At 70.6% G+C, this 24,238-nt stretch carries 16 protein-coding genes; 3 read left to right on the top strand and 13 right to left on the bottom strand.

All coding sequences use genetic code 11. The features are described 5' to 3' along the window. Positions 1–78 precede the first annotated feature (78 nt). From mnhG to HSO01S_RS06200, 7 genes are all read right to left on the bottom strand, one after another. Entirely contained in the window at positions 79–462 is a 384-nt protein-coding gene (mnhG, locus tag HSO01S_RS06230; protein WP_066039717.1) for a monovalent cation/H(+) antiporter subunit G, read from the bottom strand. Further along, positions 459–722, bottom strand: coding sequence for an MrpF/PhaF family protein (locus HSO01S_RS06225; protein ID WP_066039716.1), 264 nt, complete (start codon positions 720–722; stop codon positions 459–461). Before HSO01S_RS06225 ends, mnhG begins: the two co-directional genes overlap by 4 nt. Beyond that, positions 719–1,405, bottom strand: coding sequence for a Na+/H+ antiporter subunit E (locus tag HSO01S_RS06220; protein ID WP_084361387.1), 687 nt, complete (start codon positions 1,403–1,405; stop codon positions 719–721). The genes HSO01S_RS06225 and HSO01S_RS06220 overlap by 4 nt, the downstream gene beginning before the upstream one ends. Further along, the gene (locus HSO01S_RS06215) at positions 1,402–3,024 is read right to left on the bottom strand and encodes a Na+/H+ antiporter subunit D (RefSeq protein ID WP_066039714.1); all 1,623 of its coding nucleotides are present in this window, start codon (positions 3,022–3,024) and stop codon (positions 1,402–1,404) included. Before HSO01S_RS06215 ends, HSO01S_RS06220 begins: the two co-directional genes overlap by 4 nt. After that, positions 3,021–3,521, bottom strand: a complete 501-nt coding sequence (locus tag HSO01S_RS06210) for a sodium:proton antiporter (protein WP_066039713.1) — start codon at positions 3,519–3,521, stop codon at positions 3,021–3,023. The genes HSO01S_RS06215 and HSO01S_RS06210 overlap by 4 nt, the downstream gene beginning before the upstream one ends. Continuing rightward, complete coding sequence (locus tag HSO01S_RS06205; protein WP_084361386.1) at positions 3,518–6,616, bottom strand: Na+/H+ antiporter subunit A; 3,099 nt, start codon at positions 6,614–6,616, stop codon at positions 3,518–3,520. Before HSO01S_RS06205 ends, HSO01S_RS06210 begins: the two co-directional genes overlap by 4 nt. Before the next feature lie 111 nt (positions 6,617–6,727). After that, entirely contained in the window at positions 6,728–12,688 is a 5,961-nt protein-coding gene (locus tag HSO01S_RS06200; protein ID WP_066039712.1) for a family 78 glycoside hydrolase catalytic domain, read from the bottom strand. A 183-nt stretch (positions 12,689–12,871) separates the two neighbouring features. Here HSO01S_RS06200 and HSO01S_RS06195 point away from each other — a divergent pair, with 183 nt between their 5' ends. Further along, positions 12,872–13,756 carry a Vgb family protein gene (locus HSO01S_RS06195; protein ID WP_066039711.1) on the top strand — a complete coding sequence of 295 codons (885 nt, stop codon included), beginning with the start codon at positions 12,872–12,874 and terminating at the stop codon, positions 13,754–13,756. A gap of 246 nt (positions 13,757–14,002) precedes the next feature. On the opposite strand, the gene HSO01S_RS06190 is transcribed toward HSO01S_RS06195, so the two are convergent. The 5 genes from HSO01S_RS06190 to HSO01S_RS06170 are packed head-to-tail and all read right to left on the bottom strand — an operon-like array spanning position 14,003 to position 18,348. Continuing rightward, positions 14,003–14,512 (bottom strand): Rid family detoxifying hydrolase, encoded by a 510-nt coding sequence (locus HSO01S_RS06190; protein ID WP_176573208.1) that lies wholly within the window; start codon positions 14,510–14,512, stop codon positions 14,003–14,005. Further along, positions 14,509–15,660 (bottom strand): aminotransferase class V-fold PLP-dependent enzyme, encoded by a 1,152-nt coding sequence (locus HSO01S_RS06185; protein ID WP_066039710.1) that lies wholly within the window; start codon positions 15,658–15,660, stop codon positions 14,509–14,511. Before HSO01S_RS06185 ends, HSO01S_RS06190 begins: the two co-directional genes overlap by 4 nt. Further along, a complete protein-coding gene (locus HSO01S_RS06180; protein WP_066039709.1) occupies positions 15,657–16,436 on the bottom strand; it encodes an amino acid ABC transporter ATP-binding protein in 780 nt (259 codons plus the stop codon). Before HSO01S_RS06180 ends, HSO01S_RS06185 begins: the two co-directional genes overlap by 4 nt. Further along, positions 16,433–17,383, bottom strand: coding sequence for an amino acid ABC transporter permease (locus tag HSO01S_RS06175; protein ID WP_066039708.1), 951 nt, complete (start codon positions 17,381–17,383; stop codon positions 16,433–16,435). The genes HSO01S_RS06180 and HSO01S_RS06175 overlap by 4 nt, the downstream gene beginning before the upstream one ends. Next, on the bottom strand, positions 17,380–18,348 hold the full coding sequence (locus tag HSO01S_RS06170; RefSeq protein WP_066039707.1) for an ABC transporter substrate-binding protein: 969 nt from the start codon (positions 18,346–18,348) through the stop codon (positions 17,380–17,382). The genes HSO01S_RS06175 and HSO01S_RS06170 overlap by 4 nt, the downstream gene beginning before the upstream one ends. Before the next feature lie 164 nt (positions 18,349–18,512). Between HSO01S_RS06170 and HSO01S_RS06165 the strand changes: the two genes are divergently transcribed. Together HSO01S_RS06165 and HSO01S_RS06160 are read left to right on the top strand one after the other, a co-directional pair. Further along, positions 18,513–19,196 (top strand): helix-turn-helix transcriptional regulator, encoded by a 684-nt coding sequence (locus HSO01S_RS06165; protein WP_066039706.1) that lies wholly within the window; start codon positions 18,513–18,515, stop codon positions 19,194–19,196. Between the two features lie 167 nt (positions 19,197–19,363). Further along, positions 19,364–23,887 (top strand): lamin tail domain-containing metallophosphoesterase family protein, encoded by a 4,524-nt coding sequence (locus HSO01S_RS06160; RefSeq protein WP_157078942.1) that lies wholly within the window; start codon positions 19,364–19,366, stop codon positions 23,885–23,887. Here HSO01S_RS06160 and HSO01S_RS06155 read toward each other — a convergent pair. Continuing rightward, positions 23,884–24,159, bottom strand: coding sequence for a thioredoxin family protein (locus HSO01S_RS06155; RefSeq protein WP_066040033.1), 276 nt, complete (start codon positions 24,157–24,159; stop codon positions 23,884–23,886). The genes HSO01S_RS06160 and HSO01S_RS06155 overlap by 4 nt on opposite strands. Positions 24,160–24,238 lie beyond the last annotated feature (79 nt).

Here is a 24,238-nt window from a genome sequence, read left to right as displayed (position 1 = left end):
CATCCGCCGGTCGTGTCAATGGCGACGGGCGACAGGCCACCGACGACAAGCGACAAGCGCCGGATGACAAGCGACAGGCTACGAGCGCCGATCGGCGTCGGGGCGGGAGGTGAGCTCGTCGACGACCAGGATGTCCTCGCGGAAGTGGTCGGTGCGGAAGGCCGCCCGCCCCGTCATGTGCGCCGCCGCCGGCGCCGTCAGGCCCTGGAAGAAGATGATCGCGACCGCCAGCGTGACCGTTCCGACCGAGAGGTTGGTCACCGCCACGTCGGCCACGATCGCGATGAGGCCGAGGATCTGGGGCTTCGTGGCCGCGTGCAGCCGCGACAGCACATCCGGGAACCGCACCAGCCCGACGCCCGCCGCGAAGCACATCAGGGCGGCGAGCAGCACGAGCACAGCCGTGACCGCATCGCGCAGGTCGAAGCCGTCATCGCCGAACGAGAAGTCGATGGGGTTCATGTCTCATCCCTCGACGAGATGAATCGGGCGACCGAGACCGAGCCCACGATGCCGAACAGCGCGAGCCCGAGCAGCACGGGAAGGTTGTCGGTGTGCCGGTTGATCGCCATCTCGGCGCCGATCGCGCACATCGCGGTGGCGACCAGCACATCGGATGCGATGATCCGGTCGAGCGCCGACGGCCCCTTCACGATGCGCCAGAGAGCACCGAGCGCACCTCCGGCCATCAGGATGCCGGCGATCACGACGATCACGATCATGTCCTCGCCCCTTCCGAATCGGTGCCCGAGTCAGTGCCGGAGTCCTCGCCGGATGCGGATGCGGACCCGCCGCCGGGTTCGGACGCGCGGCCAGACCCGGGCTCACCCGCCGCCGCCGCCCGCGCCGCCTCCGCCGCCAGCTCCCCCGCCACCGTCGCCCCGGTCCGCAGCCGCTCGAGGTCGTCCGCCGACCCCGCCGCCAGGATCAGCCGCCGCTCGGTCGCCAGCACCGCCTTCCGCAGCGCCGGCACGTCCTCCGCCGACTGTACGTTCAGCGCGTGCAGGTAGAGGGTCGCCGTGTCGCGGTCGATGTCGAGCACGATCGACCCGGGCACGAGCGCGATCGCCTCGGCCGTGAACACCATCACGAGATCCGACCGCGTGCGCAGCGGCACCGCGAAGATCGCGTTCGAGGGCCGGTAGTGCGGCTTCAGCGCGATCCAGGCGATCTGCAACGACGCCCGCACGATGTCGACGAGCAGCCGCACCAGGAACACCAGCCCGTACCAGGGGTTGAGCCGCCCGCTCAGCCGCACGGCGGGCAGGTAGAACGTGATCGAGACCAGGCCCGCGAGCAGCACGCCGGTGATCAGCGCGAGCCAGGTGAACTGGCCCCACAGCAGCATCCACAGCAGCACCAGCCCGAGGAAGGGCACCAGCCCGCTCAGGATCCGCGCCCTCATCGAGCACCCCCCGAGCCGGCGGGCCCACCGACAGACACGTCAGACGGCACCCCGCCCGGGAACACCGAGTCGACGTACGAATCCGGCGTCGCCACGTTGCCCGCAGCCCGCCCGGCCAGCTCGAACAGCGGCCCCGCGAACACCGTCAGGCACAGCGTCATCACGATCAGCCCGGTCGTGGCTCCCACCATGAGCACCGAGGTGCGCGTCGCGACGCCGACGCCCGTGGTCGAGCCGTTGACCGCATCCGGGCTCTCCTGCAGCGATTCGATCAGCGGCGACTCGTAGCCCTCGACGTCTTCGGAGGGCCGCCAGAACGCCATGTTCCACACCCGCATGAGCGCGTATAGGGTCAGCAGCGAGGTGACGACGCCCGCACCGATCAGCACGTAGACCAGTGGCGACGGCGACTCGGCACCGGCCTCGAACAGCCCGACCTTGCCGAGGAACCCGGAGAACGGCGGGATGCCGCCGAGGTTCAGCGCCCCGATGAAGAACAGGATCGCCACGTACGGCGCCTTCTTCAGCAGCCCGCCGAGCCGCGTGATCGAGGTCGAACGGCCGACCCGCTCGATCAGCCCCACCACCAGGAACAGCGCGGTCTGCACGGTGATGTGATGCACGATGTAGTAGATCGTGGCGCCGGTGGCGAGCTCGGTGCCGATCGCGACGCCGAAGATCATGTAGCCGATGTGGCTGACCAGCGTGAACGACAGCAGCCGCTTCACGTCGGCCTGCGCGAGCGCGCCGAGAATGCCGATCAGCATCGTCAGCCCGCCCACGATCAGCAACGGGATGGTCAGCGGCACGTCGAAGAACAGCAGCTTGTCGGTGCGGATGATCGCGTACACACCGACCTTGGTCAGCAACCCCGCGAACACCGCCGTGACCGGGGCCGGCGCGGTGGGATACGAGTCCGGCAGCCAGAACGAGAGCGGGAAGATCGCCGCCTTCACCGCGAAACCGATCAGCAGCGCGGCGCACAGGATGACCTGCACGTCCAGCGGCAGCTCCCGGATGCGGTCCGACAACAGCGCCATCGTCACCGTTCCGGTCGCGCCGTAGATCAGCGCGATCGCCCCGAGGAACAGCAGCGACGAGACCAGGCTCACGACCACGTAGGTGACGCCGGCCCGGATCCGCGCCCCGGTCCCGCCGAGCGTCAGCAGCACGTAGCTGGCCGCGAGCAGCATCTCGAAGCCCACGTACATGTTGAACAGGTCGCCCGCGATGAACGCGTCGAACAGACCCGCCGACAGGATCAGGTAGGTGGGATGGAAGATCGAGACCGGGGTGTCGCGGTCGCGGTCGGCGAGACCCTGGCCGACGGCGAAGACGAGCACGCCGAGCAGCATGAGCGCCGAGACCACGACCATGATCGCCGAGAGCCGGTCGACCACGAGCACGATGCCGAACGGTGGCTCCCAGCCGCCCACCTTGACCACGATCGGGTTTCCGGTGCTGTCGACCTGGGCGAGCAGCACGGCGGCCGCGATCGTCACGGCCGTCAGGGCCGTCACGCTGATCGCGATCTGCAGCCGGCGGTAGCGGCCGAGGATGAGGGTGATCGCCGCCCCGACGAGCGGGATGATCACGAGCAGGGGAACGAGGGCGCTCATCGCATCACATCCCTCTCCTGCTCGCTCGGTTCGTCGTCATCGTCGTCGCCCGCCCCCGACCCTTCGCCGAGCACCGCCCGCACCGCGTCGTCGTCGCCCTCGAGCGACTGGTGGAACTCGTGCGCCTGGTCGGCCTCCGCCGCGTCCTGCTCCTCCTCGCCGGCGATCACGTCGTCTCCCTCGTCGCCGAGGTTCGACAGCCACCACGACCGGTAGATCAGCGCCAGGATGAAGGCGGTCACCCCGAAGTTGATGACGATCGCGGTCAGCATCAGCACCTGCGGAACCGGGTCGACCATGGGCGCGTCGGCCGTGCCGCCGTCGATGATCGGCGACGACCCCGAGCGGCCCGACATCAGGAAGATGAGCAGGTTCGTCGCGTTCCCGACCAGCAGGAAGCCGATCAGGATGCGGGTGAGGCTCTTCTCGAGCATCACGTAGACGCCGGTGCCGTACATCACGGCCATCAGCACGACGAGGGTGATCGAGGCGTTCATGGGCGGGCCTCCTCTTCCAGCGCGTCGCCGGAGCCGGCCCGCGCCTCGTCGTCCCGGCCGAGCGGGCCGCTGGTGGCACGGCTCGCGACCCGTCCGCGGGTGTCGGCCTCATCCGCCACGACCGAGTGGTCGTCGGGGGCGGCGTCGACGTCGTCCTCGGCCTGCTGCCGGTCGACCTCGCCGCCGAGCGCGCGGAGGATGTCGAGGATGACCCCGATCACGACCAGGTAGACGCCGACGTCGAAGATCGTCGAGGTGCCGAACGAGATGTGGCCGAGCAGCGGCACGTCGGTCTCGAAGTAGGCCGAGGTGAGGATGTCGGCGCCGGCGAAGAGCGACCCGACGGCGGTGCCGGTCGCCAGCAGCATCCCGACCCCGAGCAGGATGCCCGGACCGATCGGGATGGTCTCGCCGAGTTCGTAGCGCCCGCCGGCCAGGTAGCGCGCAATCAGCGCCAGCCCCGCCAGCACCCCGGCCGCGAACCCGCCGCCGGGAAGGTTGTGACCGGCGAACAGCAGGAAGATCGAGACCACGATCGCGGGGTGGAAGACCAGTCGCACGAGCACCTCGAGGATGAGCGAGCGGTTCTCCGGCGACAGCGTCCGGCCGCCGAGCAGCCAGGAGTGCTGCCGGTCGTCCGGCGAGGCGTCGGCGGTGTGCGGATCCGCCACCAGGTCGCGACGGTTGGTCGCCTGCCGGCGGCCGCGGGACTCGCGGAGCCGGGGGATCGTGAAGTTGCGGCCGGTCACGAAGATCAGGCTCGCGACGCCCGTGGCCACGACGACGAGCACCGAGAGCTCGTTCATCGTGTCCCAGGCGCGGATGTCGACGAGCATCACGTTCACGACGTTCTTGCCGTGGCCCTCCTCGAGCGCGAGCCGTGCGAGCTCGTCGCCGAGCCCGCCGGCCTGCCGGGCGCCGAGCGCGATGAAGCCGACGAGGCCCATCGTGACGCCGACGAGCGTGCCGATCAGGATGCGCCGGCCCTGCCGGACGGGCTTGTTGTGCTGCGCGATCTTCTGCGGCAGGCGGCGCAGCACCAGCACGAACACCACCACCGTGACGGTCTCGACCAGGGCCTGGGTGAGCGCGAGGTCCGGTGCGCCGTGGAAGGCGAAGAGCGCGACAAGCCCGAATCCCGTCGCGCCGACCAGCAGCACGGCCGCGAGCCGGTGGGTCGCCCGGGCGGCCATCACGGCGGCGACGGCCATCGCGGCCGCGACGAACACCTGGGCCGGGTAGTCGAAGAGCACGAACTCGCTCGGCCAGGTGCGGTTGAAGGCGGTCGCGGTGCCCAGGCACAGCACGAACACCACGAGGATCGTGCTGATGTACTGCGGCAGACCGCCCTTCTGGGCGAAGACCGTGACGTGTGCGGCGACCTGGTCGACCGCGCGCACGATGCCCCAATAGGTGCGGGAGGCGTCGACCAGGGCCGGCACCTTCTTCTGCAGCCGCGCGAACGGCTTCCGCAGCGCGAAGAGGCCGAGGCCGGCGGCGATGATCAGTGCCGAGATGCCGAGGGCGGGCTCGAGCCCGTGCCAGAGCGCCAGGTGGTAGTCGGCCGTCTCCGCATCCGGCATCGTGTCGGCGTAGCTCTCGAGCGCGTGGCCGAGCGGGGAGGCGAGCAAGCCGAAGGCGATCGTCGCGAGCGTGAGCACGACCGGTGCGGCGAGGATGCTCCGCGCCGGCGGGTGGGCCGGTTCGCCGTGGGCGGCGGCGTGCGCCTGCGGGCCGGCCAGCGCATCCGTGGTCTTCTTCTTCGTGGTGAAGGCGCCCCAGAAGAACCGGGCGCTGTAGGCCACGGTGAGGATCGAGCCGACCGAGACGCCCACCAGCGCCACCCAGCCCCAGGGGTCGGCGGGGGCGTCGGCCGAGCCGAGACCCGCCTCGAGGAACGCGGTGAGCACCCCTTCCTTGGCGACGAAGCCGAGGAGCGGCGGGATGCCGGCCATCGAGGCCACGGCGATCAGGGCGACCGCGGCGAGCAGCGGGCGGCGGCGGCCGAGGCCGGAGATCTCCCGCAGGTCGCGGGTGCCCTCGTCGTGGTCGATGATGCCGACGACGAGGAAGAGGGTGGCCTTGAACAGGGCGTGGGCGAGCAGCAGGGCGGCGCCCGCGAGGGCCGCGTCGCGCGTGCCGAAGCCGACCACCACGGTGAGGAAGCCGAGCTGGCTGACCGTGCCGTAAGCGAGCAGGAGCTTCAAATCGTTCTGGCGGAGCGAGCGCCAGGCGCCGAGCAGCATGGTCCAGACGCCGAGGCTCACGAGCACCGGGGTCCACCCCGGGGTGTCGGCGAAGCCGGGGGCGAGCCGGGCGATCAGGTAGATGCCGGCCTTCACCATGGCGGCGGCGTGCAGGTAGGCGCTGACCGGTGTCGGCGCCGCCATGGCCGCGGGCAGCCAGAAGTGGAAGGGCACGAGGGCCGACTTCGACAGGGCGCCGACCAGGATCAGCAGGATGGAGGCGGTGACCAGCGCGCTGCCGGCCGGCGGGTCGGCGACCAGCTCGGCGATGCTCGTGGTGCCGGCATCCGCCGTCAGCAGCACGATGCCGACGAGCATCGCGAGACCGCCGAAGGTGGTGACCAGCAGGGCCTGCAGCGCTGCACCGCGGCTCTCCTTGCGGCCGGTGTAGTGGCCGATCAGGAGGTAGGAGAGCACGCTCGTGATCTCCCAGAACATGAACATGATGTAGATGTCGTCGGCGGTGACCAGGCCGAACATGGTGCCCGCGAAGGCGAGGAGCAGCGCGGCGAAGCGGCCGAGCGAGGGCTCGTCGCGCGAGAAGTAGCGGGCGCAGTAGATCAAGACGAGCGCGCCGACGCCGGTGACGACGAGGGCGAGCAGCCAGGCGAGCGTGTCCATCCGGAACGACAGCGCGATGTCCAGCTGCGGGATCCACGGCACGTACTCGGTGATCGAGGCCGTGCCCTCGGCGTGCTCGCTCAGCACGACGCCTGACTGCGCCAATGTCCAGAAGAACGCGCCGGCTGGGAGGAGGGCGACGAGGTAGAAGACCTTCGTCGAGAGCAGCCTCGTGAGAATCGGAGTGAGCGCTGACAATCCTGCGAACAGCAGCAGGATCAGGATCACGCGGACTCCTCATGTCGGGGAGAGGGCAGGTCGCTCAGTCTATCAAACGGACTGAGGGGGTGACCGCGGGTGCGGCCACCCCCTCAGGGTGCTACGGCGTGCGGGCCGGCGCTAGGGTGCGCAGACCGTCAGATCGGCGACCGCCGGTGACAGCGTGTTCTCGCCTCCGAGCAGCGCCACGTCCTTCGCACCCAGCGCGGTGATCTGCGCCAGGGTCTCGGACGGGATGCAGGTGCCCGGCACCGTGAACAGCGGGCCGCCCACGCGTGCCGCCAGAGCCGATCCCGACAGGGCGTCGGGGAAGCTCAGGCCGGTGGCGATCAGCACCTTCTCCGTGGAGTCGAAGAAGTGCGCGTTGATCGCCCGCGAGGTGGCGTACCGGTCGGCTCCGGAGAGCCGCACGGTGTCCGGCACCAGCGACTTCGCCTGCGCCAGGATGCCCGCCGAGACCGTGTCCGGACCGCCGGCGACCACGATCTGATCGACGTCGAGCTGCTTCAGCAGCGCCACTGTCGCGGCATCCAGCGTCGGGGCGGAGCCGTCGACGAGGATGACCGGGCCGTGCGCGGCCACCGCGGCACCGGCCGACAGTGCGTCCGGGAACGAGGTGCCGGTCGCGATGACCGCCACGTCCGCTCCGGTCGGGAACGCCGTCGAGGCGACGTTGCGCGAGGCCTCGTAGCGGTCGACCCCGCCGATCCGCGTGACCGAGGGCACGAGGGTCTGGAGGTCGGCCTCGACCGCGGCGCCGACCGAGTTCGGCCCGCCCACGATCACGACGTGCGTCGCCGTGAGCCGGATGATCTCGTCCCGCACGACCGAGGGCAGCGAGCCCGCGTTCGTCAGCAGGATCGGCGAGCCGTCGACGGCCGCCGCGGGAGCCGCGGAGAGCGCGTCGGGGAAGGTCTCGCCCGAGGTCAGGTAAACCGTGTCGGCGGTCTCGAAGCCGGCCTTCGACACCGTCACCGCGGTCTCGAAGCGGTCGACGCCGGAGAACCGGTCGACCTCGGGCGGCCCCTGCACCAGGTGGAGCGTGGCCGTCTTGATCTCCTCCGTGTTGCCGGCCACATCCGTCGAGCGGTAGGTGACGGTGTGCGCACCGGCGCCCGAGACCTCGAACGGCGCGGTGTACACGGCGGCGGGCGAACCGTCGACCGAGTACGTCGTGCTCGCCACACCCGAGACGTCGTCGGTCGCCGCGAGGGTGACCGCGACCGGCCCGACGGCGGTGCCGCCCTGGTCGTCGAAGGATGCGGTGGTCACCGGGGCGACCGTGTCAGCAGCCGGGACCGGCAGCGTCCAGACATCCGCGATCGACGGGTCGTAGTTGCGGCCCTCGGGGTTGTTCTGGAAGCGAACGGTGACGGTGTCACCGGTCAGCAGGGCCGGATCGTCGACCACCACCTGGTAGACCTCCGTGCCCATGCCCGAGGTGTGCTCGAACATCCGCGACTCGACGGTCTGGCCGTTCACCAGCACCTCGTAGTCCTTGATCTGCGGCCCGTCGTACGTCTCGCGGGTTCGGAGGACGAACGGCTGGCCCTTGGTGATCTTCATCGTGAACTGGATGAAGCCGTCCTTCTCGCCCTTGTAGGTGTAGCGGCGGGTCAGTCCGGCCTCGTCGGGCGAGTTGCCCGAGCGCGACGAGAAGGTCACGGCGTGGGCCGCCTCGCCCGCGGGGGTGGAGGCCGTGCTGCCCATGTCGAGGTAGTCGATCGCCGTCGCGGCATCCGGCACGCCGATGGTCAGCGCGAAGGGCACCGGAGCCGTGGCGAGCGTCTGGCCCGCCGAGGCGAAGCCGGCCACGAGGCCCGGTACCGTCCCGGTGTTGCCCGAGGCGGGGACGACGAGACTCACCGGCACCGAGGCGTCGGCGCCCGGGGCGAGGGTGACGGGAGCCGAGGCCGCGGGTGCGGTCCAGCCCTCCGGCACACCCAGCTGCACCGTGCCGGTCACGGTGGCCGTGCTGCGGTTGTGCAGCGCCACCGTGACGAGCGCGTAGCCGCCCGGGGCCGCGGTCGCGGGAGCCGCGGTCGCGGTCAGGGTGACCGGCGAGGCGACCGTGACCGAGGTGGCCGCGGTCGTCGAGGCCCGGCCTCCGGTGATCGGCACGTCCACCCGGCCGACGATCGGGTTGCTCCCGATCGTGGCGTCGACGGGCACGGTGACCTGGAAGGTGAAGGCGTTCGACGCCCCTGCCGCCAGGGTGACGCGCTCGGCGGCCGCGGGGGCCGACGTCCAGCCCTCCGGCAGGTCGAGCGCGGCTCCGACGTCGGCGATGTCCGCGGCCGAGGTGTTGCTGGCCGTCACGGTCACCGTCTCGGTCTGGCCGGGCAGCAGCTCGCCGGCCGGCCCGGTGGTGCCCACCGAGATGCCGATCGCCGCGACCAGGGCCCGGTTGAGGCTCTGGATCATCGGGTCGAGGGCGGCGACGAGAGCGTCGGCCCCCGCCTGGTCGAGCGGCCCGGCGGTCAGGTCGGTGGCGACGAGCGCCTTCGCGTCCTGCAGGGCCGAGAGCGCGGCGCCCGCCTTCTCGGCCGCGGAGGCCGGGTCGGCGAGACCCGCGTCGACCGCCGCGGCGGCGGTGGCCGAGTCGGCCTGGAGCGCGGTGCGCTGCGGCCCGGTCAGGTCCGCGTCCTCGACCAGCTGGTCGAAGGCGGCGAGACCCTCCTTCACGGAGGCGAGGTCGGCGGCCGGGGACTCGACCGCGAAGTCGTAGTCGCCCGAGCCGAGCTCGATCGTGACGGTGTCACCGGTGTCGGTGGACGAGACGATCCCGGCGGCCGAGGTGAGCGGCGAGCCGCCCTCCGTCACGGCCAGCGGGTTCTGCGCCGGCACCACGACGCGGGCCGTGGTGTTCGCCGGCACCGCGACGGTCAGGTCGAATGATCCAGGGCCCGTGCTCCAGTGGCTGGAGACCGTGCCGTACGGGGTGCGGTAGTCCATGGCGCTGCTGGTCAGTCCACCACCGGGCACCGGGGCGATCAGTGTCTTGCGGTAGCCGGGCTCGAGGGCCGAGATGCCGCCCACGGTGCCGTACATCCACGCGCCGACGGCGCCGTAGGCGTAGTGGTTGAACGAGTTCATGCTGACGTCGCCGAAGGAGCCGTCGGGCATGATCGAGTTCCAGCGCTCCCAGATCGTGGTCGCCCCGTTCGCGATCTCGTAGCCCCACGAGGGGTAGTCGGTGTTGAGCAGCAGGCGGTACGCGACATCCGTGCGGTCGATCGCGGTGAGGGCGGGCAGCAGGTTCTTGACGCCCAGGAACCCGGTGGAGAGGTGCCAGTCGGCGCGCTCGAGCGTGGCGACGAAGCGGTCGGCCAGCTGGTCGCGCACGGCATCCGGCACCAGGCCGAACATGATCGTGATCACGTAGCCGGTCTGCGTGTCGCTGGAGAGCGCGCCGTCGTCGCCGATGAACGCGTCCTGGTAAGACGAGCGGATGTTCTCGTACAGGGTGCGGTACTTGTCCGCATCCGCCGTGTTGCCGATCGCGGCCGCCATCTGCGACATCAGGTCGGCGCTGTGCGCGTAGTACGCGGTGCCGATGATGTTCGAGGCGGTCTCGTCGTTGAGGTTCAGCCAGTCGCGGAAGGCGCCGCCGTCGCGCTGGAAGTTCGAGCTGGTCGCGGCGAGGTAGTCCATGTACTTCGTCATCGACGACCAGCCGTCCTCCAGCACGTCCGTGTTGCCGTAGCTCTGCCAGAGCGCGAAGGGCACCGTGACGCCCGCGTCGGCCCAGCCGGAGTTTCCGTTGCCGGACATCCCGGCGTAGTTCGGGGCGACATCCGGGTAGGCGCCGTTCGCCGACTGGGCGGTGCGCAGGTCGCGCAGCCACTTGGTCAGGAACGCGTCCGAGTCGAGGTTGTAGGTCGCGGTGCTGGCGAACTCGCTGATGTCACCCGTCCAGCCCAGCCGCTCGTCGCGGGCCGGGGTGTCGGTCGGGATCGAGACGAAGTTGCCGCGCTGGCCCCAGGTGATGTTCGACTGCAGCTGGTTCACGAGGGCGTTCGAGGTGGTGAAGCCGACCGTGTCCTCTCCGGCCGAGTTCCACACGGTGCCCACGACGTCGGTGAGGGCGGGGGCGGTGTCGACCCCGGTGACCTCGACGTAGCGGAAGCCGTGCTGGGTCAGCGTGGGGTGGAAGCTCGCCGTGCCGTCGGCGGCGAAGGTGTAGTAGTCGGTGACCTTCGCGCTCCGCAGGTTCGCGGTGTACATCGTGCCGTCGGGGTTGAGGACCTCGGCGTACCGGATGCGCGCCTGCTGGCCCGCCTTGCCGGTCAGCGTGAGCGCGGCCGTGCCGACCATGTTCTGGCCGAGGTCGTAGACGAACGCGCCGGGCGTGGGCTCGGTCTGGGTGAGCGCGGGGCGCTCGCTCGTGATCCGGACGGGCTGGTCGGACTGCGCACGCAGCTTCGCCGTCTGCGAGGGGCGGATGACGGCGGGCGCCCAGGTGGAGGCGTCGAAGGCCGGGGTGTCCCAGCCGGTCTGCTCGCGGGTCGCGTCGTAGGTCTCGCCGTTGTAGAGGTCGGCGGCCACGACCGGGCCGGTCGAGGTGGTCCAGCTTCCGTCGGTGCCGAAGGTCTGGCTGGTGCCGTCGGTGTAGGTGACGAGCACCTGCGCGATCAGCGACAGGTCGGAGGTCGAGCCCCAGACGTTCTTCGGCCCGCTCTGCAGGGTGCCGGCGAACCAGCCGTCGGCGAGCTGGGCGCCGAGGGCGTTCGCGCCCGGCACGACCTGGCTCGTGATGTCGTAGGTCTGGTACTGGTAGGTCTTGGAGTAGTCGGTCCAGCCGGGCGCGAGGTACTGGTCGCCGACCTGGGCGCCGTTGAGGTTCAGCTGGTAGAGGCCCTGGGCCGAGGCGTAGGCGCGGGCCGACGCGATGGTCTTGGTCGGGTCGGTGGTGAAGCCGCCGCGGACGATCGGGGGCTCGACGGTCTGGAAGGCTTCGACGCCGCCGCTGATCGCGAGGCCGTCGGGGGAGGGGGTGCCGCCGTTCAGGGGGTTTGTGGTGGCTGTGCCGGTGCCTCCGGCTCCGAAGGTGGAACCGAAGAGGCTCTCGCCCTCGGAGGAGACGACCGTGAGGTTCTTGATCAGGGCGCTCTCGGTGCCGCTCGTGCGCAGGCCGATGCCGCCGCTCGGGTGGTTCGAGCTCTTCACGACGCCGAACTGGCCGCCGAGGGCGACCCCGTCGATCGAGGTCGTGATGGTGTCACCGACCACCTGGACGGTGATCGTGTGCGTGGCTTCGACGCCGCCGTGCTCGGCGATGATCGAGGTGATGTCCTGGTTGCCGAGGAGGTTGTAGCCGCCGTTGACCTTGTCGTGGGGGCGGAAGTAGACCTTCCCCGCGGCCTGGATGCCCGAGTTGATCTGCCACATGAAGCCGTTCTGGGCGTCGGGGCTGCGGAAGAAGAATCCGATCGCCGAGGAGGCGGGGTGCACGAGCGAGAACTCGGAGGTCAGGGTGTAGTCGGTCCAGTCGCGCGACTCGGCCTGCGCGCCGACCCAGTCGGCCGACCAGTCCGAGGCCTCGAGGAGACCGGTCTCGAACCAGGCGGGGGCGCTCCAATCGGAGGCGGCTCCCGTGCCGTCCCAGACCTGCACCTGCCAGAAGTAGCGGGTCGAGGAGGCGAGCTCGGGGCCGGCCCAGTCGACGTCGACCGACTGGTCGGAGTCGACCTTGCCGGAATCCCAGATCGTGTCGCCGCTCGCGAGGCCCTCCGCAGAGCTCGCGGCCCGCACGCGGTAGGCCGACTGCACGCTGCCCCGGTCGGGGTCGATGACCTGCCACGACAGGCGGGGCGCGTCGCCGCCGACGCCGAGCGGGTCGGTGAGGTCGTTGGTGGTGAGGGCGGTGGCCTGCGGGGCGGTCGTCGGGGCCGGGGCCGGGGCGGCTGGTGCGGATGCGGTGGTCGCGTCGACGGCCGAGGATGCGGTGGTCGCGAACGGCGACTGCGCCTCGGCCGCCTGAGCGGGGAGTGCGGAGAGGGAGACGATCCCGACCGCGACAGCGATAGTCGTGCACCCGGCAAGAGCGGTGCGAAGGCGGCGTGGAAGCCTATGAGCCATGTGAATTCTCCATTGAATCGTTTCAACTTCCGGGATGGGTAGTCCCTTGGCTGAGCAAGGCGGGTGGGCCCACTCTGGTCGTCACGATCGACAGGTGTCAAGGTTTCGCGCCAAATTTTCTGAAACGATTCACGAGGTTCCGCGGGGCCGGGCGCGGCGGGCTGCGGGCTAGGCTCGGTCTCCATGAGCGCGATCGAGGTCTACGACGTGTCAGGGCCCGCGGGCGGGCCGTACGGCGTAGCCGTGACGCGCGACGGGGCCGTCTGGAGCACCCTCGTGCACGCCGGCGAGGTCGTGCGGAAGGCTCCGGGAGGAGGGTTCTCGCGGTTCGCACTGGGGGAGGGCGCGCAGCCCGCCCAGGTCGCGGCCGCCGGCGACGACTCGGTCTGGGTGACCGACGGTGCGCGCGACCGGGTGCTCCTCCTGGGCCCCGACGGCACGCTGCGCGAGATCGCGGCCCCCACCCCGGGAGCCCAGCCGTTCGGCATCGTGTCGCTCGACGACGGCACCGCCTGGTTCACCGAGGCCGGCATCGACTCGCTCGGCCGCATCGACATCCTCGGCGGCGTCGCCGAGTTCGCGGCGGGCACCTCCGACGGGATGGTCTCGATGATCGCGGCCTCCGGCGACTCGCTCTGGTTCACCGCGCACCGGGCGAACGCCGTGGGGTATGTGCGGGGCGGTGACTCGGCTCCGCAGCTGTTCGCCCTGCCGACTCCGGATGCGGGACCCGTCGGCATCACGGTCGGCGACGACGGTGCGGCGTGGTTCTGCGAGATCCTGGCCGGCCGCATCGGAAGGGTGGACCGGCGCGGGAACGTCACCGAGCATCCGCTGCCCGACGCCGGATCGGGGCCGCACGCCATCGTGGCCGACCCCGCCGGTGGGGGAGCGTGGTTCACGCTCTGGGGCTCGAACGAGCTCGGCCACATCGACCTCGCGGGCGCGGTCACGCTGCTCGCCCTCGCCTCCTCGGGCCACGACGAGCCCCACGGCCTGGCGGTGTCGCCCGCCGGCACGATCTGGGTGGCCATGGAGTCCGGCGCCCTCCTGGCGGTAACCCCCTAGCCCCCCGTCCCTCCCCCCTCGTCCGGCGACCCGTCAAAAACCGCCCTTCCCGGGGGCTTTTTGGGCGTTTTGTGACGGCTCGCGGTGGGGGGTGGGGACGGAAGCCGGGGTGGGGATCGGCGCACCCTGCGCATCCACCCACCCCTCGCCACCCCTCGTCCGGCGAGCCGTCAGAAACCGCCCTTCCCGGGGGCTTTTCGGGCGATTTGTGACGGTTCGCGGGGGAGGGCGGGAGAGGGGGAGGGGTCAGGCGGCGGCTATTAGTTCGATTTCTACGCGGGCGCCTCTGGGGAGGGCCGCTACCGCGAAGGCAGCTCGGGCCGGGAGGACCGCACCCTGGAAGAACTCGGCGTAGACCGCGTTGACGTCGGCGAAGTCGGCCATGTCGGCGAGCAGCACGGTCGTCTTCACCACCCGGTCGAGCCCGCTTCCGGCGGCCTCGAGCACGGCGGCGGCGTTCTTCAGGGACTGCGCCGCCTCGTCCTTCACGCCCGGCCCGGCGAACTCTCCGGTCGCGGGATCGATGGGCAGCTGGCCCGAGACGAAGACGAGCGAGCCCGCCCGCACGGCCTGCGAGTACGGTCCGATCGCCGCGGGCGCCGCAGCGGTCTCGACCGCGACGGGGCGGATGCGGGCGGTCTCGGCGCCGCTGCCGGTGGGGTCGGTGCGGATGGCGCCGGCGCCGTTGGGGGCGGTGTCGGCGACGGCCTGGGCGGTGTCGGTGTCGGCGGGGGCGGTACTGGTGGTGTCGGTCATCGGAGGCCTTTCAGGATGTCGCCGACGAGGTCGAGCGAGGAGAGGGTGGTGGTCGCGTGCACCGAGAAGCGGATGCGGTCCGGCCCGTGCAGCGTGGTGGTGACGCCCTGGGCGGCGAGGGCCCGGTGGGCCTCCTCGGCACGGCCGGGCGCGAAGACGACCGGGACGATGCCTGAGCGACGGGCCGGATCCTCGGGCAGCGCCACGCGCATCCCGGCCCCGGCCCCAGCCACGGCTCCGACCATGGCCCCTGCCCCGACCAGGCGGTCGACCAAGAGCTCGACGCGCTCGGCGACGGCCGCCGCGATGGTGCCGACCCCGGCGTCCTCGACGAGTTCGAGGGCCGTGGCCAGGGCGCCCGAGGCGAACGGCGAGCCGTTCGTCACCGAGAAGCGCTGCGCGCCGGCCTGCACGGGATGCTCGGCGCCGTCGTAGAGTGTCGGTTGCTCGACCCCGGTCCAGCCGCCGAGAGTCGGCTCGAGGCGCTCGAGCGCCCGGGCGGAGTACGCGACGAAGCCCGTGCCCCACCCCGCGCGAAGCCACTTCTGGCCGCCGACGACCAGGGCGTCGGCCAGCTGCCACGGCAGGTCGAGCACGCCGAAGCCCTGGATGCCGTCGACGATCAGCAGCCGGTCGCCGACGACCTCGCGGAGGCCGGCGAGATCGGCGCGGTGGCCGGTGCGGAAGTCGACGGCGCTCACCGAGACGGCCGTGACCGACGGGGTCAGCGAGGCGGCGACCAGCTCCGGCGTGACCGGCTGCGGGGTGCCGTCGCCCATCGTGACCGTGCGGATCCGCCCGGCCTGCTCGGCACGCCACCAGGGGTAGAGGTTCGCCGGGAACTCGGCCGCCGAGACGAGCACGTCGCCGCCCGCGAGCCCGAAGGCCACCTGGAACAACCCGTGCGAGGTGCTGGGCGAGAGCTGCACGGCCGACACCTCGCGCCCCGCCAGCCGGGCCGCGGCCGCCAGCGCGCGCCGGTCGGCCGAGTGCAGCTCGGCGCCCGAGTCGGCACCCGAGACCGCGAGGCCGAACAGACGCGCGCTCTCCTCGGCGGCCGCGCGGGACGGCGGGCCGTAGCTGGCGAAGTTGAGGTACCCCTCGTCCTCGCCGAACTGCGCCCGGTAGGTCTCGAACGGGGCCGTCACTCGAGCACCCGCTGCAGGAACTGGCGGGTGCGCGGCTCGCGCGGCTGCTCGAGCACCTGGGCCACCGGACCCTGCTCGATGATGCCGCCGTCGGCCATGAAGACGACCCGGTCGGCCACCTGGCGGGCGAACGCCATCTCGTGGGTGACCACGAGCATGGTCATGCCATCCTTCGCCAGACCCGCCATCACGGCGAGCACCTCGCCGACCAGCTCGGGGTCGAGCGCCGAGGTGGGCTCGTCGAAGAGGAGGAACAGCGGCTTCATGGCCACCGCCCGGGCGATCGCGACGCGCTGCCGCTGCCCACCCGAGAGCTGTCCCGGGTAGTGGGTGAGCTTGTCACCGAGACCGACCCGCTCCAGGATGGCGACGGCCTCCTCGCGCACCTCGCGGGAGCGCCGTCGCTGCACCTGCACCGGCCCCTCCATCACGTTGCCGAGCACCGTGAGGTGGGGGAACAGGTTGAAGTGCTGGAAGACCATGCCGGTCTTCGCGCGCTGCGCCGACAGTCGTCGCTCGCTCAACTCGTGCAGCCTGCCGGAACGCAGCTCGAAGCCCATCGGCTCCCCGCCCACCCAGACCTCGCCCGTGTCGGGCACTTCGAGGCGGTTGAGCGTGCGGAGGAAGGTCGACTTGCCGGCGCCCGAGGGGCCGATGATGCAGACGACCTCGCCGGGGTAGACCTCGAGCGAGACGTCTTCGAGAACCGTGTTGTGGCCGTAGGACTTGCCGATCGAGATCGCCTCGAGGACGGGCGCGGGCGCGGTCGTGGTCATTGCGTGCTCCTGATCAGGGGGGCGCGACCGAGATCGGCGGCGACCCTCCGGCGAAGGGTGGGCGCCTTGCCGCGGCCGCCGGGGCGGCGGTCCTGACGGTCGAAGGCGCGCTCGAGGTAGTACTGGCCGATGCTCGCGATACTCACGATCACCATGTACCAGATGGCGGCGGCGATGAGCGTCTCCATCACCTGCAGGTTGAACGACGAGATGTTGTTGGCGGCCTTGATCAGCTCCATGTAGCCGATCACCGAGGCCATCGCCGTGCCCTTCAGCATGTTGATGAAGTCGTTGCCGGTGGGCGGGATGATCACGCGCATCGCCTGGGGGAGCACGATCCGCGACATCCGCTGGGCCGGGGTCTCGCCGATCGACTGGGCGGCCTCGATCTGGCCGCGGTCGACGCTCTTCAGGCCGGCCCGCACGATCTCGGCCATGTAGGCGCTCTCGTTGAGCGCGAGGCCGAGGAAGGCGGCCACGAAGGTCGTCATCACGTCGTTCGTGTTCAGGCTCACGAACACGATGTCGGTGAACGGGATGCCCAGCTGCAGGTTCGGGAAGATCAGCGCCAGGTTGTACCAGAGCAGGATCTGCAGCAGCACCGGGAGGCCGCGGAAGAGCCAGGTGTAGCCCGAGGCGAAGGCGACGGCCACCGGATTCTTCGAGATGCGCATGAGTGCGATCGCGACGCCGATCACGATGGCGGAGACCTGGGCCACGATCGCGAGCACGATCGTGTTCACCAGGCCCTCCAGGATGACCGGGGAGACCACGTAGGCCGGGATGGCCGCGTAGTCGATGTCGCCCTGCGACGCCCCGATCACCAGCAGCACGAGCAGCACGACGATCACGGCCGCGCTGATCCACCTCCCGGTGTGCTTCAGGCGCACCTGGGGGAGGAGGGTGCGGCCCTCGGGCCGCACCCCATCCGTTCGGGTGGTGCTCATTTTCCGCCGTTGACGGCTGCGGCGGTGACGGCGCCGCTCTGCACGCCCCAGGCGTCGAGGATCTGGCCGTAGGTGCCGTCGGCGATCAGGGCGTCGAGTGCAGAGGCCATGGCGTCGCGGAGGCCCGGGTTGTCCTTGTTCACGCCGATGCCGTAAGGGGCTCCGTCGATCACGTCGCCCGGCACGACCTCGAAGGCCTCGCCGTTCTTGGTGGTCTGCGAGACGTAGACGGCGGTGGGCAGGTCGTTGACGATCGCGTCGATGCGGCCGGTACGCAGCTGGGTCTGGTTCTGGCTGTCGCTGTCGGTGACCGTGATCTCGAGGGGCTTGCCGCCGTCGGCGACGCAGTCGTCGCTCGTGCGCTGCGCGAAGTCCTGCTGGCTGGTGCCGGTGACGACCGCGATCTTCTTTCCGCAGAGATCCTGCGGGCCGTTGATGCCGGCCGGGTTACCCTTCTGCACCATGATCGTGATCCCGGAGGTGAGGTAGTCGACGAAGTCGATCGTCTTCTGGCGCTCGGCGGTGTCGTTCATCGCGGCGATGGTCGCCTCGACGCGGCCGGACTGGAGGCTCGTGATCAGGGCCTGGAAGTCGAGGTTCTCGTAGGCGACGTCGAGGCCGAGCTTCTTGCCGATGGCCACGATCAGGTCGTGGTCGCTGCCGACCACGGTGGAGCCGTCGGCGGCGTAGAAGTTGTTCGGCGGCGACTGCACGTAGGAGCCCACGGTCAGCACGCCGTCGGAGGAGATCGCGGCGGGCACCTGCCCGGAGAGCGCGGCGTCGGCGGTGACGGCGTCGAGGATCGAGGAGGTGTCGGGGATGGCGGAGGTGACGTCGGCGTCGGCCGCTCCGTCGGTGCCCGTGCCGGCACCGGCGCCGGCTCCCGAACCGGAGCAGGCGGCGAGGGCGACGGTGAGCGCGAGTGCGCCGGTCGCGAGCGCGACGCGGGTGGTGAGTCGAGGCATCAGGTGTGCTCCTTCGGAACGTCATCGGTCTTCACGCGGCGGAAGTGCCGCGTGATAGAACACTGTCATCATGATAGATAATTATTTCGGTGTTGTTTCACCCCGTTCCCGGGCCGGGAACCTGAGATGATTCCGCTCACGCCTATTCGTCCTGGAGGTCGGGCATGACCACGTCTGTCAGCACCGAGATCGCGACCGACCGCGAGCTCCGGCCCGAGTTCGCGCCCTTCCTCGGCCTGATGGACTTCCTCGGCGCCCTGCTCGGCCCGCGCTCGGAGATCGTGCTGCACGACACCAGCGATCTGAGCCGCTCGGTCGTGGCGCTCACCCACGGCCACGTCAGTGGCCGGTCGGTCGGGGCGCCGGCCACCGACCTCGTGCTGAAGGTGCTGCGCAACCAGCGCGACGGCGACGACTTCCTGGCGAACTACGAGGCCGAGTCGGCGACGGGCCGGGGCTTCCGGTCGTCCACCTACTTCATCCGCGACGAGGCGGGCGCCGTGATCGGGATGCTGTGCATCAACATCGACGACACCGACCTGGTGCTGGCCAGGCGGGCGCTCGAGGCGATCACGGCGACGACGAACATCATGAAGGGCGACGGCTACTCCGAGAAGCTCAGCATCACGGTCGACGACCTGACGCTCGACAGCGTCTCGCGGATCGTCTCGGCCCAGCCGGTGCCCCCGGCGCGCATGATGCCGGGCGAGAAGGTGGATGCGGTGCGCGACCTCGACAAGGCGGGTGTGTTCCTGTTGAAAGGGTCGGTGGCCAGGGCGGCCGCGGTGCTGCAGATCTCGGAGCCGACGGTCTACCGGTACCTGCGGCAGGTGCGCCAGGAGGCCTGAGCGGGCAGGATTCGGCGGCGTTCGGCGGCGTTCTGACGTTGCCGCCGCTCCTCGACACGCGTTGCTGAGGAGTGCTTAGTGTTCACTCGGCATCTGCATCCGGGTAACCCGAAGTGGTTACGTTCGCTCTCGTTTTGACCGACGAGCCGGAGTTCTTGATCTCTACGATGCGTGCACGCCCCCGTTTCCTGTCCACAGTCCTCGCCGGAGCAACCGGCCTCGCACTCGGAGCGGGAGCCCTGGTCGCCGCCCCGGCGTTCGCCGCAGCCCCGGCTGCCGCCGCCGCATCCGTGCCGCCGCCGCTCGTCGTCACCGAGATCAACCCCGACAACGTCGGCTCGGACCAGTTCGAGTTCTTCGAGGTCTACAACACGACGGATGCTCCGCTCGCCCTCGACGGTGCGTTCGGCTTCGCCTACATCTACGCCGACACCGACGACCGCGCCCGCGACGTGGCGCTCGCCCCGGCCGCCGGCACCGTCGTGCCCGCCCACGCGGCCACTGTGTTCTGGCTCGACTACACGGCCACCGGCATCGACACCTCGGTGCTCGACGCCGACGACTTCGCCGCCCACTACGGCGGCACGGCGGGCTACCCCGTCGTCAAGGTGACCGGCCAGGCGGGGATGGCCAACGGCGGCAACCGCGGCATCCGCATCACCGACGCCGCCGGCACGGCCGTGAGCCGTTCGTTCTACCCCACCGGATCGGCGGGCGCCGACCGCAGCGTGCACTTCGCGGTGCCGGCCGACTCGGCAACGGCGAGCGCGCCCGTGCAGCAGACCCTCGGGGCGCCCACGCCCGGAGTCGTCGCGGCCGAGCAGCTGCCGGCCGCCCCGGAGCCCGAGCCGACGCCCGATCCCACCCCGACGCCCACCCCCACGACCCCGGCCCCCGCGCCCGGCCCGCAGCCCGACCCGGCGCTCGTCACGGCGCCGCTGCAGGTCACCGAGCTGCTGCCCGACTCCTCGAACCTCGGCGGCGGTGACGCCTACGAGTTCATCGAGCTCTACAACGCCACGAGCGAGGCGGTCGACTTCTCCGACTACACGCTGCGCTACCTCTACCCCCTCGAAGACCTCTCGAACAGCCAGACCGCGCTCTGGCCGGTCGAGCCCGCGAACCCGGTCATCCCGGCCGGCGGCACGCTCGTCGTCTGGGTCAAGAACGGCACGAACGACGCTCTGACCCCCGCCGACTTCAACACGAAGTTCGGCACCGCGCTCACGCTGGGCCAGAACCTCGTCGAAACCCGCACCGCGGGAATGGCGAACTCCTCGGCCCGCGGCATCGAGATCATCACGAACACCGGGCAGCGCATCAACCGGGCCTACTACAACCTCGCCGGAGCCGACGACACCACCGCCGACCAGGGCATCCAGTACGCCGTCGACCCGAAGGCGCTCACCCGGCAGACGCTCGTGAAGCAGGCGCCGGCCTCCCCGGGATCCGTCACCGCCGACCAGGTGCCCGCCGGCCTCATGGTGCCGCCGGCCGACCACTCGGCGCCCGTCGTGACCGACACCAGCCCCACGGTCGTGAAGCGCGCGGCCGACCTGCCGTTCCACTTCGAGATCACCGACGACGTGCTCGTCCGCACGGTCACGCTGCACTGGAAGACGAACGCCGACGCGGGCTACCGCACCGTCAACCTCGAGAACGACGGGTCGAACGGTTACGGCTTCACCGTCCCGGCCGTCGACCTCACCGGCGCCCGCTCGGTCGACTACTTCCTGACCGCCTCGGACGGCGCGCAGACGACGACCCTGCCCGCGGTGCACCTCACGGTCGAGGGCGCGAACGACGCCCCGCTCCGGCTCAACGTGACCGACGGCCAGTTCGTGGGCGGGAAGACGCTGCTCTCGGCGGCGACCGACCACGCCACCGACACCGTGGGCCTCAGCATCGACGGGGCCGCGGTCGCGACCACGCCGGCGCTCGAGTCCGAGCCCTCGTTCGCCTTCGACGCGAGCGGCGTCAACGTCTTCTTCAAGAACGGTGTGCGCATCGGCGACGACGTGCTCCGCATCTTCGACGACGGCATCCCCTCGGGCTACGAGACCATCTCGACCTCGGTCCCGCTGTCGTACGTGACGCAGGGCAAGGACCTCGTGGTCAGCGTCTGGGCCGGCACGAAGGCCGCCCCGGTGATCGACCCGAACGAGAACAACGACGACTTCACGATCAAGAACCTGCGGCTCGTGCTGCCGGACGGCCGCACGCTGACCCCTGTCGGCTACGACGACCCGTCGACCGTGCTGCAGATGGGCGACTCCACCGGAAAGCTCGACTACTACGACGCCCACTTCGTGCTGCCGGACGACGCCTTCTCGGCCAAGGCGGCGGTCTGGGACACGACCGCCGTGGCCGACGGGGCGCACACGGTCGTGGCGACCAGCGGCGTGACCACGGCATCCGCTGCGGTGACCGTCGACAACACCGCGCCGGCGCTCACGACGACCCTCACCGACGGCACCGAGTACCGCGGCGCCTTCTCGATCGACGCGACGGCGACGGATGCGGGCTCGGGCCTGGCCACGCAGACCGCGACCCTCGACGGCTCGGCCATCCGCCTGCCCTACTCGGCCTCCTCGGTGACCATGGCCTCGGGCTCGCACGCCTTCGTGATCACGGCGACGGATGCGCTCGGCAACGCCGCGACGAAGACGGTCGCGTTCACGACCCCCGACGAGCAGCCCGGCACCGAGCCGATCTCGCCGGTCGAGAACGCGATCGAGTCGACCCGCGACGTGACGCTCTCGGCCGAGGTGACCGACCCCTCGGGTGACGTGCTCGACGCGAGCTTCGCCGAGGGCTACCACCTCGATCCCTCGGATGCGGGCGTGACGAGCTGGAAGGGCGAGACGGGCGAGGCCTCGGGCACCGACCGCTCGGCCCGCACCCCGGTCTCGGCCGAGGAGCTCGCCGCGATGACGGGCACCGACGGGATCGACGCCTCCGTCTCGACCGACGCGGCCTTCCCGTACCAGATGTTCGACGTCTCGGTTCCGGCGACCGCGGGGGCCGACGCACTCGCCCGGCTCTCCTGGAGCGGCACGGCGAACGCCGACGCGAAGGTGCTGATGTACGTGCTCGACACCGCGACGGGGGATTGGGAGGAGGTGGACCGGTATGTGACGGGGGCTGACTCTGGTGACGGTTCGGCTGCTGGCTCTGCTGCGTCTGACGCTGCTGACGCCGCTGCCGCCGACTCGCCCGCGTCGTTCGACCTGGGCGCCACGGTGCCGGTCGCCGGCCACCTGAAGGACGGCCGCATCCAGGTGCTCGTGCAGCACTCGGAGGGCTTCGCCGGCGCGAACCTCTCGACCCGCGACACCGCCGTGGCGCCGTTCAACGCCGGGGCCACGCCGCGCGCCGACTACGACTTCACGCTCGGCTGGGAGACCGACACGCAGTACTACAACGACACCTTCTACCAGCACCAGCTCGACATCAACCGGTTCTTCCTCAAGGAGCGCGCGAACCTCAACCTGCAGTACGTGTTCCACACCGGTGACGTCGTCGACAACTCGGCCGACCAGCACCAGTGGGACAACGCGGATGCCGCGTACCGCCTGTTCGACGACGCGAAACTGCCCTACGGCGTGCTCGCCGGCAACCACGACGTCGGACACAAGGAGGACGACTACACCGAGTTCTCGAAGTACTTCGGCGCCTCGCGCTACGAGAACAACCCCTGGTACGGCGAGAGCTACCTCGACAACCGCGGGCACTTCGACCTGATCACGGCCGGCGGCATCGACTTCATGGTCGTGTCGATGGGCTGGGATCCGGGAGACGCCGAGATCGCCTGGATGAACGAGGTGATCGCGAAGTACCCCGAGCGCAAGGTGATCATCAACCTGCACGAGTACATGCTGACGACGGGCGGGCTCGGCCCCATCCCGCAGCGGATCATGGACGAGGTCGTGGCCACCAACCCCAACGTGATGATGGTCATGTCGGGTCATTACCACGACGCCTACACGCGCACCGACGAGTTCGACGACGACGGCGACGGCACCCCGGACCGCACGGTCTACGCGATGCTGTTCGACTACCAGGGGCTCGCGGAGGGAGGCCTCGGCTTCCTGCGGCTGCTGCACTTCGACAACGCCTCGTCGACGGTCTCGGTGCGCACCTACTCGCCATCGCTCGACCAGTTCGACTCGGACGACCCGTCGTTCACGCTCGCCGACCAGGAGTTCACGATCCCCTACGCGGCGGTGGGCATCCGCTCGGCGACCAAGACGCTGGCGACGGATGCGTTCTCGGCCGACATCCTGACGACCAACGAGATCGCGTCGTTCAGCGACGTGGCCAGCGGCACGGTGCTGTCGACGGTCTGGAAGGGCCTCGCCGACGGCGAGCACGGGTGGTTCGTGAAGACGGCCGACCCGTACGGTGCCGTGGATTACTCGGCGGTGCGGACGTTCACCGTGGGGGGCGTGGTCGAGGAGCCGGGGAAGCCGGGGTCGGGTTCGGGTTCGGGTTCGCCTGGATCGGGTCAGACCGACCCGACTAGTGGCTCTCCCGAGAATCCCGCATCTGCAGTCGCGCCTCAGTCGAGTGGAAGCCTTGCAGCCACTGGCGTGGGTGACGGCGCAGGCCAATGGCTGGCCATCGGGCTGCTCGTGATCGCGCTCGGGGCGCTCGCCGTGATCCGCGGCCGGCGCCGGCGACTGGGCTAGGGCAGAGCTCGGGCGATCGCCGACAGCACCTGAGCGGATGAGGGCACTCCGGATGCCCTCATCCGCTCGGTGCCGTCGGCGGCCGTGATGACGACCGTGGGGGTCGCCAGTATCCCGGCCGACTCGGCGACGTCGGGCGCATCCGCGACGTTGATCTCGTGCCACTCGACGCGGTCGCCGAGCAGCGGGCGGAGGTCGTCGAGCGTGGCGCGGGTGCTCGTGCAGGCGCCGCAGAAGCTCGAGGAGTAGAGCGTGACGCTGAGTTCGGCCATCTTCTCCACAACACCGGTTCGGCCGGTCTGATTCCCCAGGCTTCGGCGCCCCCGCGGCGGCGCCGAGCGCCCCGCGATA

Origin of the sequence: Herbiconiux solani NBRC 106740, from assembly GCF_001571005.1 — a bacterium.
Lineage (GTDB): Bacteria > Actinomycetota > Actinomycetes > Actinomycetales > Microbacteriaceae > Herbiconiux > Herbiconiux solani.
This window is presented reverse-complemented; position numbering and strand designations above follow the sequence as displayed.

Coding starts and splice junctions, on each gene's coding strand:
- HSO01S_RS06175 (WP_066039708.1), bottom strand. CDS start 17,383: ATGAGCACCACCCGAACGGATGGGGTGCGGCCCGAGGGCCGCACCCTC.
- HSO01S_RS06210 (WP_066039713.1), bottom strand. CDS start 3,521: ATGAACGCCTCGATCACCCTCGTCGTGCTGATGGCCGTGATGTACGGC.
- HSO01S_RS06200 (WP_066039712.1), bottom strand. CDS start 12,688: ATGGCTCATAGGCTTCCACGCCGCCTTCGCACCGCTCTTGCCGGGTGC.
- HSO01S_RS06155 (WP_066040033.1), bottom strand. CDS start 24,159: ATGGCCGAACTCAGCGTCACGCTCTACTCCTCGAGCTTCTGCGGCGCC.
- HSO01S_RS06215 (WP_066039714.1), bottom strand. CDS start 3,024: ATGAGCGCCCTCGTTCCCCTGCTCGTGATCATCCCGCTCGTCGGGGCG.
- HSO01S_RS06165 (WP_066039706.1), top strand. CDS start 18,513: ATGACCACGTCTGTCAGCACCGAGATCGCGACCGACCGCGAGCTCCGG.
- HSO01S_RS06180 (WP_066039709.1), bottom strand. CDS start 16,436: ATGACCACGACCGCGCCCGCGCCCGTCCTCGAGGCGATCTCGATCGGC.
- HSO01S_RS06190 (WP_176573208.1), bottom strand. CDS start 14,512: ATGACCGACACCACCAGTACCGCCCCCGCCGACACCGACACCGCCCAG.
- mnhG (WP_066039717.1), bottom strand. CDS start 462: ATGAACCCCATCGACTTCTCGTTCGGCGATGACGGCTTCGACCTGCGC.
- HSO01S_RS06195 (WP_066039711.1), top strand. CDS start 12,872: ATGAGCGCGATCGAGGTCTACGACGTGTCAGGGCCCGCGGGCGGGCCG.
- HSO01S_RS06225 (WP_066039716.1), bottom strand. CDS start 722: ATGATCGTGATCGTCGTGATCGCCGGCATCCTGATGGCCGGAGGTGCG.
- HSO01S_RS06220 (WP_084361387.1), bottom strand. CDS start 1,405: ATGAGGGCGCGGATCCTGAGCGGGCTGGTGCCCTTCCTCGGGCTGGTG.
- HSO01S_RS06170 (WP_066039707.1), bottom strand. CDS start 18,348: ATGCCTCGACTCACCACCCGCGTCGCGCTCGCGACCGGCGCACTCGCG.
- HSO01S_RS06160 (WP_157078942.1), top strand. CDS start 19,364: ATGCGTGCACGCCCCCGTTTCCTGTCCACAGTCCTCGCCGGAGCAACC.